This window comes from Bradyrhizobium sp. CW1, from assembly GCF_023100665.1.
GTDB classification, from domain to species: Bacteria; Pseudomonadota; Alphaproteobacteria; order Rhizobiales; family Xanthobacteraceae; genus Bradyrhizobium; species Bradyrhizobium canariense_D.
In genome coordinates this window covers 7,531,795-7,544,164 of sequence record NZ_CP064684.1, presented here as the reverse complement: position 1 = coordinate 7,544,164, position 12,370 = coordinate 7,531,795, and the positions used below count along the sequence as shown (strand labels likewise).

Genomic DNA, 12,370 nt, shown 5'->3' with positions numbered 1-12,370 from the left:
CGAAGCAATAAGGGGTCAAGGAATGAAAGAGCTCGTCGGCATTGCGGAACAGGTCGCAGCGAAGCTGATCGCGCGCAAACAGACCATTGCTGTTGCGGAATCCTCGACCGGCGGCCTGATCTCGGCCAGCCTTCTCGCGGTGCCCGGCGCGTCCGCTTATTTCCTCGGCGGGGCCGTGGTCTACACTCGCGATGCCAGGCGCGTGCTGATGGATATTTCGGACGAAGGAATGAAGGGCTTTCGTTCCTCCTCGGAGCCCTACGCGCAATTGCTGGCCGGGCAGATGCGCAGCCGTTTCAACTGCGATTGGGGCCTGTCGGAGACCGGGGCGTCCGGTCCCACCGGCAATCGCTACGGCGATGCGGCGGGCCACAGCTGCATGGCGGTCGCCGGGCCCGCAGTCGAGGTGATGACGCTTGAGACGGGCAGCAACGACCGCTTGGCCAATATGCAGACCTTTGCAGCGACAGCGCTGAAATTGCTGCTGAAGAATCTGGAGCGGTGAGCTCGCGGCCTCCCGAATATCTGGCTGTGCCGGAGAATGTGTGGTGTGACGCGCTCTTTACCGCGACACGTGCGCCGACACCGCCAGCCACGTCCCGTTCGTCTTCGCCCAGCAATCGGTATAGCGCCCGGTGGCCTGCTGGCCGTCCGCATTGGTGTAGCTCGTTGCCGCGTGGATGATGGCGAAATCACCCATGATACGGATGATGACGTCGTGCTCTCTGAGGTTTCGGATCGCAATCGGCCGCGCCGTCTGCTTCAGGAAGGCCTCGCGATCGACCAGCGTCTTGTCGGGATTGGAGCAGTAGAACTCCGGCGCCAAAATCTCGTCGAAGCGCTTGACGTCGCAATTCTGCACCGAGGCCACATAGTCGCGGTTGAGCGCGGTGAGCTGTTCGAGGTCGTTGCTCATGGGGTTTCTCTCAGTCATTGAACAAGGGCGGCGGCACGAACCCGCCGAACTCGCGTTCGATCAGCTCGGCGAGCTTCAACGGCGTGTGGTCCTCGAGGAAGGGCCCGATGATTTGCACGCCGACCGGCAGGCCGTCCTTCGATAGGCCGAGTGGAACAGCCGTTGCCGGCAGGCCCGTCAGCGTGGCGATGCCGGGCCACGCAAGCTGGTCCGGATAGGCGTGGTCCTTGCCATCGATGTTGATTCGGCGCTTTTCCTGCTCCGGCGAATGATCATGCGGATAGGCCGGCGTGGGCATGATCGGACAGATCACCGCATCGAATGTCTTGAACAATTGCCGCCATTGCGCGCGCAGGCCGGCGCGGGCGCCCTCGTCGAATACCCAGGCCTGATGCGTGCTGGTGATACCACGCAGCCGTTCGGCAGCGAGACTCTTGTCGTCGGGTGAGAGCTGCGCTGCACCGGCACGCGCGCGCGCGAGATTGTCCGGCGGAAGGAAGGCGCCGAGGAAGCTCATCAGCATGCGCATGTAGAGGCGAGAAGCCTCCGTGAAGTCCGGAAACAGCGGACTTTCGCGCGCGACGCGCGCGCCCGTGCCCGTCAATTGCCCCGCCAATTTTTCGATCGCGCCGCGAATATCTGCATTCGCAGGCAGCAGCGGATGGCTGTCGATCACCAGCACCCGGAAATCCTTCAGCGCGCGGTGTCGCGCCTCCGGCAGCGCGAGCTTGTATCCGATGCCCAGGTCCAACGGATCGGGGCCTGCCATCACGTCCAGGAGCAGGGGCAGGTCGACTGCGCTCCGCGCCATCGGACCGATCACCGCCATATCGCGCTCCATCGGGATGGCTGGAAAGGGCGGCGGCGTGTGGCCACGCGTTGGACAGAGATTGTAGGTCGGCTTATGCGCATAGACCCCGCAATGGAAGGCGGGCACGCGCAACGAGCCGCCGATGTCGGACCCAAGCGAGAGTGGTCCGTAGCCTGCCGCGAGCGCCGCAGACGAGCCGCCCGACGAGCCACCCGGCGTGCGGCCGAGATCGAACGGATTGTTCGTCGTGCCGTAGATCTCGTTGTAGCTCTGCCAATCCGCCAAGCCCACGGGGACGTTGGTCTTGCCGAGGATGACGCCACCGGCCTCCTTGACCCGGGCGATCGACAGCGCGTCCTCCGCCGGCTTGAAATCTTTCTGCGGCGTCCAGCCCCAGGTCGTGGGCAGGCCGGCGATGTTGTAGGATTCTTTCACAGTGATGGGGAGACCGAGCAGCGGCTTTCGCTCGCCGCGCGCCAATGCGGCGTCTGCCTCGCGTGCGGCGTCCAGCGCACGGTCGAAATCCCGGACGCAGATCGCGTTGACCTTGCTGTCGTGCCGTTCGATGCGGTCGATCGCATCCTGCGTGAGCTCGACCGCGGAAACCTTCTTGGCCGTCAGTGCCGCCGACAGCTCGACCGCGCTCTTGAAGCTCCATTCGGATTTGGCCATCCCGCATCTCCTGTTCTTAGCGTGGAACAATGATGCGCAGTTTGGCCCAGCACCGCAACCGCCGTTTGATCGCGATTGACATCTGAGCAAGACGGAACGCGGTGAGCCAAGCAACCACTCGCAGTCATCGCCCGGCTTGACCGGGCGATCCAGTATTCCACCGGCGCCGATTGGACACGGACAGGTCGCGGCGTGCTGGATGCCCGGTCAAGCCGGGGCATGAAGGCGTCCTACGCCGCTCCGATCAATATCCCCACCGCCAGCACGATCGCGCCGCCGAGCACGATCTGGAACACGGCCTGGAGGAACGGCGTGTCCATGTAGCGCGCGCGGATGAAGGCGATCGCCCACAATTCGAAGAACACGACAATTCCGGCGATTCCCGTCGCGATCCAGAATGCGTTGGCCCAGCTATCGGGCACGAGATAGGGCAGGGTGTGCCCAAGCCCGCCTAGCGTCGTCATCAAGCCGCAGGTGAGACCGCGCAGCCAGGGCGAACCACGCCCGGTCAGCGAGCCGTCATCGGACAGCGCTTCCGCAAAGCCCATGCTGATGCCGGCACCGATCGAGGCGGCGAGGCCGACCAGAAATGTTTGCCAATTCTGATGCGTGGCGAAGGCAGCCGCAAACAGCGGCGCCAGCGTCGAGACGGAGCCGTCCATCAGGCCGGCGAGACCTGGCTGCACATATTGCAGCACGAACATGCGCCGGTTGGTGCGGTCTTCCTCGGCGCGCACGTCTGAACTCAGGATCCGATCCGTCAGCTTCGCCGCCACCTCTTCGTGGCCCTTCTCGGCCTCGGCCAGATCGCCGAGCAGGCGGCGCACGCCGACATCCTGCGCCTGTTCAGCGGCCTTCACGTAAAAGCGCTCGGCCTGCAATTCCATTGTCTCGACCTCCTTGCGGATGGTGTCGAGCGACAGGTTTTTGGTGAGCCAGACCGGACGGCGGCGCAGGAAGCCTTTGACGTCCTCGCGGCGGATCGGGGGCAAATGCGGACCGAAGCGCTGCTCGTACATTTCCAGCAGCATGTGGCGATGGCCGCGCTCTTCCTCGGCCATCTGTTCGAAGATCTTGGCGGAGTCCGGATAGCGCTCCTTCAAGTCTTCGGCGAAGCTCATGTAGATGCGGCTGTCCTCCTCCTCGGAGGAGATTGCGACCGCAAGCACCTCGCGCTCGGTCAGATCGGCAAAATTCTTCACGGCGGCCCTGTCTGATTAGTTTAGAATAATTCTAAACTATATAGGGCGCTTGGGTTACCGGGTCAAACCACGCCGCGGCTCTTCGCCAGGAAATCGAGCAGCAGGCGGCTCACCTCGGCCGGCTGCTCCTGCTGCACCCAGTGACCGGCGCCATCGACGAGGTGGCAGCCCAGCAGCTTCGTGCAGGCCCGCGCCTGCATGGCCTCGAATACGCCGGGACGCTGATAGGTGCCCCAATCCTGCTTGCCCGAGATGAAGCAGGAGGGGATGTCGATGTTGCGGCCGGCCAGCAATTGGAGCTGGCTGTTGAATGCGCCCGATGTGCCGCAGCGGTACCATTGCAGGCCGCCCTGGAATCCAGTGCGGCCATATTCGGCGCTGTAGTAGCCGAGCTCGCGGTCGGGCAGCCATTGATTGGCGGCGATTGCGGCCTGCGAGGGCATCTCCTTCGCGACCGTCTCGGCCATGGTCTCGTTCAGGTCCATCACATAATAGGTCGGCAGCTTCGCAAGCTCGTTCGCCGACCAGGATTTCAGCGGATATGGCTTGTTGTCGGTCCAGTCCGCGCTCTTGTGATGATAGTAGGCGCGCAGGAAATCATGCACGCCCTGTGGCGCGCGGTGCATGTCGGCATTGGCCGGGCGTGTCGCATAGTACCATTGATAATGCTTGCGTGGACGCGGCAAGGCGGCGAGCTCGCGATGCACGGGGTCTTCGGCCGCTGGCTTTACCGGCGTGTCGACCGTGTTGAACGGCAGCGGCGGCGCTCCGCCGAATGGCGCGCTCATCATCGTCACCGAACGAAATACGTCGGGCCGCATCAGCGCGCACCAGGCCGCGACTGGGCTGCCGAAATCATGTCCGACCACGTCGACTTGCCTGTAGCCGAACGCCGACACCAGCCCGAGCGCATCCCGCACCAGGTTGAAGAGCGAAAAGGGCGCGAGATCGCCGTCATACTCCGCGCTCCATCCCGTCGTCCGGCCATAGCCGCGCTGGTCCGGCGCGATCACGTGATAGCCAGCCGAGCTCAGCGCCGGCATCACCTTTCGCCAGGAGAAGGCAAGCTCGGGAAAGCCGTGCAGCAGCAGGGTGCAGGGCCGCCCCTTGGTCTCGAAGCCGGCCTCCAGCACATGCATGCGCAGGCCGTTGATATCGTCGACATAGCGTGAGCGGATGCCGGCGGGGAGCGGGATGTCGGGGAGCATTGTCATTTGCTTTCTCCACACGGGTGGAATCGTAAGGAGGGCAAAGGCGCGCTTCGCGCGCCGTGCCCACCATCATTCTACAACGCGTTTGGCATGGTGGGCACGCTTCGCTTTGCCCACCCTACGATTGCGCCATTCGACTACACCGCCGCGCATACGAAGCCACTGCCCTTGCGCCGGATCTTCCCAACGGACGGCGACGGGAAATGCGCGGTGCAGCACAGCGTGTCGGTGTCGCAATAGCGTTCCAGGAAGCTGCGGCGCGTCGTTGCCGCCCTGGCTTGATCGAGGTCGAACTTGACCGACAGCTCCGGATAGAGCGTCTGGATCGGTGAGTGCATGAGGTCGCCGGAGAACACGGCGTCGTCCTTGCCGTGGCCCATCGTGATGGCGATATGGCCCGGCGTGTGGCCCGGCGTCGGCAGGATGCGGACGTGATCGCCGATCTGGTGATCGTTGCCGACAAGCTCGTGGCGTTTGGCCTCGACCACCGGCAGCACGCTGTCGGCGAAGGGCGGCACCTCCGCCTTCGCGTTCTGCTCGGTCCAATGATCGAACTCCTGCTTGGCGAAGACGTAGCGCGCTTTCGGGAAGGTCGGCACCCAGCGGCCGTTCTCCAGACGCGTGTTCCAGCCGACGTGATCGACATGCAGATGCGTGCACATCACGAAGTCGATGTCGTCAGGCGAGAATCCGGCAGCGTTGAGTCCGCGCAGATAGGTGTCGTCGGTCTTCATGTTCCATTTCGGGCGCTGCGGCCGCGGCTTGTCGTTGCCGATGCAGCTGTCGACCAGAATGGTGTGGTGCGGCGTCTTGATCACATAGGACTGGAAGCACAGCATCAATGTGTCGCCGTCATCCAAGGCTTTCGCCTCCCTCATCCACGCGCGGCTCTCGGCCAGCAGCTCCGGTGTCAGCCCCGGCAACATCTCCAGCGCCGGGACGAACGAGGTTTCCTGCTCGATGATGCGATGGATGGTGAGATCGCCGACCGCGTATTTCAGGCTCATATGAACTCCCGCGCTTTACGCCGCCGGCGGCACCGAGATCTTCACGGAGGGCCGCTCGAGCATCTTTTGATGGAAGGCATCGAGCTTCGGATAGGCCTTGCGCCAGCCGCAATCGGCGAAGCGGAAGTCGGCATAGCCGAGCACGCAGACGAGGCCGATCTGCGAGATGTCGAACGGACCGTTGAGGACATCGGGCATGTTCTCGAAGCGCGCCATGCCGGTCCAGGCCCGATTCCAATGGTCGTCCGACCACGCCTGCCATTGCAGGCCCTGCGGTCGCACCATCTTCTCGTAGCGGCACAGCAGCATGGAATCGAGCATGCCGTTGATCAGGGAATGATTGGTCTTGGCCTTCCAGCGCCGCGGACCGTAATCGGGGATCAGGCTGCCGCCGGCCATCTCGTTGAGGTATTCGACGATGACATACGAGTCCAGGATGACGTCGCCGTCATTGGTGATCAGCACCGGCAGCTTTTTCAGCGGCGTGATGCGTGAATAGTCCTCGTTGGCCGTGCCGGGCGCGACGCTCGCCGGCGTGAGTTCGATCTTGTCGATCAGCCCGAGCTCGATCGCGGCGATGCGCACCTTGCGGGCAAAGGGCGAGGCGGGGGAGAAGGTGAGCTTCATGGGACAATTCCCTGCGATCGGTCTTGAGCAAATGGTGTCTCGTCCGTCATGGCCGGGCTTGACCCGGCCATCCACGCGCTTCCGCGTGGCTAGACTGTGAGACGTGGATGCCCGGGACAAGCCCGGGCATGACGACGAGTGTGCGCTGGCCGAGGCTTACGCCGCGACGATCTCCTGGCGCTGCTCGCCAAGACCCTCGATGCCGAGCGTGATGACGTCGCCGACATTGAGGAAGGTCGGCGGCTTCATGCCGAGGCCGACGCCGGGCGGGGTGCCTGTCGTGATGATGTCGCCCGGCAGCAGCGTCATGAGCTGCGAGACATAGGAGATGCACTTGGCCATCGAGAAGATCATAGTCTTGGTCGAGCCGGTCTGACGACGCTGGCCGTTCACGTCGAGCCACATCGGCAGGTTCTGCACGTCCTTGATCTCGTCCTTGGTGGCGAGCCAGGGGCCGAGCGGGCCGAACGTGTCGTGCGACTTGCCCTTGGTCCACTGACCCAGGCGCTCGATCTGGAAGGCGCGCTCGGAGACGTCGTTGCAGACGCAGTAGCCGGCGACGTGGTTGAGCGCGTCGGCTTCCGAAACGTATTTTGCGCGGGTGCCGATGATCGCGGCGATCTCGACCTCCCAGTCGAGCTTGGTCGAGCCGCGCGGCTTCTCGATGGCGTCGTTCGGGCCGGACAGCGAGGTGTTGGCCTTCATGAAAATGATCGGCTCGCTCGGGATCTCCGCGCCGGTCTCCTTGGCGTGGTCGCTGTAGTTGAGGCCGATCGCCACGAATTTCGACATGCCGGTAACGGGGGCGCCGAACCGCGGCTTGCCGGAGACGGCGGGCAGCGAGGCGGGATCGAGCGCCGCCAGCTTCTTCAGGCTCTCGGGCGAATAGGCCTCGCCGGTCAGGTCCTTCACATGCGCCGATAGGTCCCGCAACTGGCCGGATTTATCGATCAGGCCGGGCTTTTCCGCACCCTTCTCGCCATAACGAACAAGCTTCATTCTCGTTTCTCCCTGGAATGGACCGATCGGTTAAACAGCTTCATGGAACAGGGCGGCGGGAAATTCAACCGCTCAAAGAGGGCGCATTGCAGCCCTCTCGATTCGGGAGGTTCGTCCGGGCACGAGACTAGGCCAGCGCCTCGAACCTGAATGCGTCCCCATCCCGCTTGATGTGCCCGGCCGAAAAGTGCCCGCCGATCACCAGCGTCGGGGTGTCGGCAAACCGGCCGAACAATTCGCGCCGCGTCGCGGCAGATTGGCTCTGATCGGAATCCGCGTTCGAGGACCAGCCGAGATGCGCCATCTGGCAGGGATGATGGGCGACGTCGCCCGTCAGCAGTCCCTGCTCGCCGTCCGACCGGATCAGAACGCTCATATGCCCGGGGCTGTGGCCGGGGGTTGGGATCATGCTGATCTCCTCGCTGAGCCGGTGGTCGCTCGCGACCAACTCCGCCCGGCCGGCATCGACGATCGGCTTCACGGAATCGACAAACACGGCCTGCTTGTCCGGCTCGGTGGAGTGGTCGCGCCAGTGCTGGTATTCGGTCTTGCCGAAGACGTAGCGCGCGTTGGGGAAGCTCGGCACCCATTTGCCGTCGACCCATTTCGTGTTCCAGCCGACATGATCGACATGAAGATGCGTGCACAGCACGGTATCGATGCTGTCGGGCGGAAAGCCCGCCGCAATCATCGTCTCCAGGAATGGTGTGGTGCGATTGTTCCAGGTCGGGACGTTGCGGCCCTGCTTGTCGTTGCCAAGTCCGGTATCGACCACGATGCGGCGCGAAGGAGTTTCGAGCACCAGCGAATGGATCGACATTTTCAGCCGGCCTTCTTCCGTGGCGAAATGCGGGATCAGCCAGGGCAGCTTCCGGATTTCATCGTTGGTTGCTGCCGGGAGGATGAAGCGGGTTGAACCCACCGTCTCCATCTCGACGAGTTTGGTGATCTTGACCCTGCCGACTTTCCACTGCATCCGGCGCATCCCCATGTTCTTGTTTGATGTTCTTGCTTTGCGGGGGAACATGCGCAGTTTCGCCCTCAGGCGCAATGGATCATCTGACGCCGTGCGGCGTTATCGCGGGAACCCAGGGAAAGACAAAGGGCCAGCCATGCCAGAGCTTGCGATTTCCGCGGAGAAGGTCGCCTTCATCATCGAAAAGGCGCGTGAATTCGACGTCAAGCAGGCGGATTCCGATCCGGATTCCGGCTCGAATGCGACTGATGACGATGCGGTCGACGTCCTCGAGGATGACGGCTCCGATCCGGTCGTCAACGAACTCGGAAGTTTCATCGTGGCCATGAACGAGGACGAGCAGATCGATCTCGTCGCGCTGACCTGGCTCGGCCGCGGCGACGGCACGATCGACGATTGGGACGATTTGCGCGCACGCGCCGTGGAAGCACGCGCGGAGTATCGCAGTCCCCGGCGCGAGACGGCGCATTATCTGCTCGGTGAGCCGATGCTGGGCGATCTGCTCGCCGACGGGCTCGATGAATTCGGCGTCGACTGGACCGACGGAGACCTGGTGGCCGATTCATCCGCTCCAAGCCAGCGGGACGAAGACGAGATCACCAAGCAGCGGTGATTCCGGCCGATATCAGCGCGCGCAGTCGACCACCACGGTGCCGAGCTTGTCGCCTTTCTCGACGGCGACATGGGCCTGCGCCGTCTCCGACAGCGCAAACTGCGCCGCGACATTGTGGATTCGCGGCCCCGCTGCCAGCCATTTCGAGATGTCGGCCTGCGCCGCCGCAAGCAGCGCCGGCGGCAGCGCGAACAAGACGAGCGAGCGGAGCGTGATGCACTTCTCCATCAGCTCGCGCATCGGCACGGTCGGCGTGCGGTTGCCGTTCGTGGCGTAGACCGCGATTGTCGAATTCATGGCCATCAACTTCAGGGTCGTCGCGATGTTGCCGCCGAAATCGACATCGACCAATTGGTCGACCCCGCGTCCGCCGGTGAAGGCCATGGCCTTGGCAACGACATCTTCGTCCCTGTAATTGACCACGAGATCGGCACCGGCTTGTCGCGCATGCTCGCCTTTTATCGCCGAGCTGACGGTCGCGATCACCTGCGCGCCGCCCCATTTCGCGAGTTGCACGGCGTAATGTCCGACTGCACCCGCGCCGCCGGTGACCAGCACCGACTTGCCGACGATCGGCCCGTCCGCAAACAGGGAGCACCACGCCGTCATTGCGGGAATGCCCAGCGTCGCGCCTTCCGCAAAAGAGAGATTGTCCGGCAACGGCGTCACCAGATGCTCGGCAAGCGCGATATATTCGGCCGCGGTGCCAAAGGCGCGGCCGTTACGCTGGCCGTTGAACAGCCAGACCCTGTCGCCGATCTTGAACCGCGTCGCGCCATCGCCGATCTGGTCGATAAAGCCCGCGCCATCGCTGTTCGGAATGACGCGCGAAAATTCCTTGGCGCGATAGCCGCCCCCGCGCCGGCCGACATCGGCCGGATTGACGCCGGAGGCTTCCAGGCGAATACGAACTTCGCCTGGACCTGCGACCGGCGTGGCCATCTCACCATAGGTGAGGACGTCCGCCGCCGGTCCTGTCTCCTCGTACCAGACCGCCCTCACAGCGTTCCCGGGAAGGCACCGCCATCGAGCAGAAGGTTCTGCCCGGTGATGAAGCCGGCCTTGGCGCCGCACAGGAATGCGCAGGCATAGCCGAACTCCTCGGGATCGCCGAAGCGGCCCGCGGGATTGAGCTTGGCGCGCTCGGCCAGAACCTGGTCCGGCGTGATGCCGCGCTTCTCGGATTCCCCCTTCGCGGTGCTGCGCAGGCGATCGGTCTCAAACGGGCCCGGCAGCAGGCCGTTGATGGTGACGTTGTTGATCACGGTCTTGCGCGACAGGCCGGCAATGAATCCGGTGAGGCCGGCGCGCGCGCCGTTGGAGAGACCGAGGATGTCGATCGGCGCCTTCACCGCCGCTGAGGTGATGTTGACGATGCGGCCGAACTTGCGGGCCATCATGCCGTCCACCGTCGACTTGATCAGCTCGATCGGGGTCAGCATGTTGGCATCGATCGCCTTAATCCAGTCGTCGCGGGTCCAGTTGCGGAAATCGCCGGGCGGAGGTCCGCCGGCATTGTTGATCAGGATGTCCGGCTCGGGGCAGGCCTTGAGCACGGCCTCGCGGCCCGCCGGCGTCGTGATGTCGCCGACGATCTCGGTGACGGTCACATCAGGATAGGCTTTGCGGATGTCGTCGGCCGTCTTCTTCAGGGCCTCGGCGCCGCGCGCGGTCAGCGTGACGTGAACGCCGGCCTCGGCCAGCGAGATGGCGCAGGCGCGTCCGAGGCCTTTGCTGGATGCGCAGACGATGGCGCGGCGGCCTTTGATCCCAAGATCCACTGTTTCACTCCCGTAATGTCAGGCAGGTTTTTAGAGCCGCTATTCTAGCCAACCTTGGCGCCGCTGATAAGGGATTGGCTCGCATCAAAATGCATGCACGCTTGCGCGGCGATGCAAATGCGCCTCATCAGATGCGCCGCTCCTGCTTGAGACGGTCGATCGCGGAGGCCGCCTCCGGCGGCAGCGACTTGAAGCCCATCTGGCCGACCGTCGAGAACAGCGGCCGCAGATGCGAACCGGCGAGGAACGGCGGCTGCCGGTTGGCCGGCACGATCTGGTCGAACACCAGCACCAAGGTGGTGGCGACGAGGCCGACCCTGATGGCGCCGAGCGCGGCGCCGCCGAGGCGGTCGCCGATGCCGGCGTCGCGTATCGTGTCGCTCAGCGCCAGCCGGCCGAGATGTCCAAACAGCATGCCGACCACCACGAAGATGCCGAAGAACCAGATCCAGTTCTGCAGCAGCGGCGCATTCGGATTGCCCGCGACCTGCGGGACGATCAGCGGCATCAGCGCAACCGCGATGGGGGCGGCGAGGAGATAGGCCAGGATCGTCATGGCGCTGCCGAGCAGGCCGGTCCTGAAACCGAAGCCGATCGCGATGGCGAGCGCCGCATAGACGGCGAGATCGAAACTGTTCATGCGCGGGAGCCTGCCATGGAACGAGTGAACGCAGAACCGATCATTCCGGTTTCAGATCGTTAAAATCGTCTGTATTGATGGCCAAAACCGATGACCCCAAAGCTCAGGGACGCGCCCAATGTCAGACCTATTCGACGTCAGTCGAGAAACCATCCTCGTCACAGGTGCGAGCCAGGGCTTGGGGCGGCAATTTGCCCGGGTGTTGGCGGCACATGGCGCGGCCGTCGCGCTCGCGGCGCGGCAGACCGACAAGCTGAAGAGCCTGGAAGACGAGATCCGCGGCAACGGCGGCCGCGCCGCCGCCGTCGCGCTCGACGTCACCGACATCGCATCGATCGCCAGGGCCCTCGATGCCACGGAAGCCGCGCTCGGCCCGGTCACGGTGCTGATCAACAATGCTGGCATCGCGATCGAAAAGCTCGCGACCGAGCAGACCGAGGCCGATTGGGACGCGGTGATGGGCGCCAATCTCAAGGGCGCCTATTTCCTCGCGACCGAGATCGCGCGCCGCATGATCGCGAGCAAGCAGGCAGGCAACATCGTCAACATCGCCTCCGTGCTCGGCACCGGCGTGCTGAAGGCGGTGTCGCCTTACGCGATCTCCAAGGCCGGCATCATCCAGGCGACCAAAGCGATGGCGCTGGAGCTTGCGGGGCAGAACATCCGCGTCAACGCGCTGGCACCCGGCTACATCGACACCGAGATGAACCACGCGTTCTGGGCGACGCCGCCGGGCGAGCGCCTGACCAAGCGCATTCCCCAGCGCCGCATCGGCGCCGAGTCCGATCTCGACGGCGCGATCCTGCTGCTGGCCTCGAAGGCCTCGCGGTACATGACGGGCAGTGTGGTGACGGTGGACGGCGGGTTCTTGCTGAATTGAGAAGCTGCTATCGTCCCGGCCCCCCATGCGCAATT

Annotated in this window: 14 protein-coding genes; 3 read left to right on the top strand and 11 right to left on the bottom strand. The window is 64.1% G+C overall.

Going from position 1 to position 12,370, the window contains the following annotated elements:
- Positions 1 to 22: 22 nt before the first annotated feature.
- Positions 23 to 505, top strand: coding sequence for a CinA family protein (locus IVB54_RS36180; RefSeq protein WP_018457574.1), 483 nt, complete (start codon positions 23 to 25; stop codon positions 503 to 505).
- Positions 506 to 562: 57 nt separating this feature from the next.
- Here the strand turns inward: IVB54_RS36180 and IVB54_RS36175 are convergent, their stop codons facing one another.
- The 8 genes from IVB54_RS36175 to IVB54_RS36140 form a co-directional block, all read right to left on the bottom strand.
- Entirely contained in the window at positions 563 to 916 is a 354-nt protein-coding gene (locus IVB54_RS36175) for a nuclear transport factor 2 family protein (protein WP_018457573.1), read from the bottom strand.
- 10 nt (positions 917 to 926) lie between these two features.
- Entirely contained in the window at positions 927 to 2,399 is a 1,473-nt protein-coding gene (locus IVB54_RS36170) for an amidase (protein ID WP_018457572.1), read from the bottom strand.
- A gap of 230 nt (positions 2,400 to 2,629) precedes the next feature.
- A complete protein-coding gene (gene mbfA, locus IVB54_RS36165; RefSeq protein ID WP_018457571.1) occupies positions 2,630 to 3,601 on the bottom strand; it encodes an iron exporter MbfA in 972 nt (323 codons plus the stop codon).
- 62 nt (positions 3,602 to 3,663) lie between these two features.
- Positions 3,664 to 4,815, bottom strand: coding sequence for an alpha/beta hydrolase (locus IVB54_RS36160; protein ID WP_026233401.1), 1,152 nt, complete (start codon positions 4,813 to 4,815; stop codon positions 3,664 to 3,666).
- Positions 4,816 to 4,949: 134 nt separating this feature from the next.
- Entirely contained in the window at positions 4,950 to 5,819 is an 870-nt protein-coding gene (locus IVB54_RS36155) for an MBL fold metallo-hydrolase (protein WP_247776967.1), read from the bottom strand.
- Positions 5,820 to 5,834: 15 nt separating this feature from the next.
- Entirely contained in the window at positions 5,835 to 6,446 is a 612-nt protein-coding gene (locus tag IVB54_RS36150; RefSeq protein ID WP_018457568.1) for a glutathione S-transferase family protein, read from the bottom strand.
- Between the two features lie 156 nt (positions 6,447 to 6,602).
- On the bottom strand, positions 6,603 to 7,445 hold the full coding sequence (locus IVB54_RS36145) for a fumarylacetoacetate hydrolase family protein (RefSeq protein WP_247776966.1): 843 nt from the start codon (positions 7,443 to 7,445) through the stop codon (positions 6,603 to 6,605).
- A gap of 127 nt (positions 7,446 to 7,572) precedes the next feature.
- Positions 7,573 to 8,421 (bottom strand): MBL fold metallo-hydrolase, encoded by an 849-nt coding sequence (locus tag IVB54_RS36140; protein WP_026233400.1) that lies wholly within the window; start codon positions 8,419 to 8,421, stop codon positions 7,573 to 7,575.
- Positions 8,422 to 8,557: 136 nt separating this feature from the next.
- On the opposite strand from IVB54_RS36140, the gene IVB54_RS36135 reads away from it, so the two are divergent.
- Positions 8,558 to 9,034, top strand: a complete 477-nt coding sequence (locus IVB54_RS36135) for a DUF3775 domain-containing protein (RefSeq protein WP_018457565.1) — start codon at positions 8,558 to 8,560, stop codon at positions 9,032 to 9,034.
- A 12-nt stretch (positions 9,035 to 9,046) separates the two neighbouring features.
- Here the strand turns inward: IVB54_RS36135 and IVB54_RS36130 are convergent, their stop codons facing one another.
- The 3 genes from IVB54_RS36130 to IVB54_RS36120 form a co-directional block, all read right to left on the bottom strand.
- Positions 9,047 to 10,036, bottom strand: coding sequence for an NADPH:quinone reductase (locus IVB54_RS36130; protein WP_018457564.1), 990 nt, complete (start codon positions 10,034 to 10,036; stop codon positions 9,047 to 9,049).
- The gene (locus IVB54_RS36125) at positions 10,033 to 10,815 is read right to left on the bottom strand and encodes an SDR family oxidoreductase (protein ID WP_007605221.1); all 783 of its coding nucleotides are present in this window, start codon (positions 10,813 to 10,815) and stop codon (positions 10,033 to 10,035) included. Before IVB54_RS36125 ends, IVB54_RS36130 begins: the two co-directional genes overlap by 4 nt.
- A gap of 127 nt (positions 10,816 to 10,942) precedes the next feature.
- On the bottom strand, positions 10,943 to 11,455 hold the full coding sequence (locus IVB54_RS36120; protein WP_018457563.1) for a CvpA family protein: 513 nt from the start codon (positions 11,453 to 11,455) through the stop codon (positions 10,943 to 10,945).
- A 118-nt stretch (positions 11,456 to 11,573) separates the two neighbouring features.
- Between IVB54_RS36120 and IVB54_RS36115 the strand changes: the two genes are divergently transcribed.
- Complete coding sequence (locus IVB54_RS36115; RefSeq protein ID WP_247776965.1) at positions 11,574 to 12,335, top strand: SDR family NAD(P)-dependent oxidoreductase; 762 nt, start codon at positions 11,574 to 11,576, stop codon at positions 12,333 to 12,335.
- The last annotated feature ends 35 nt before the right edge of the window (positions 12,336 to 12,370 follow it).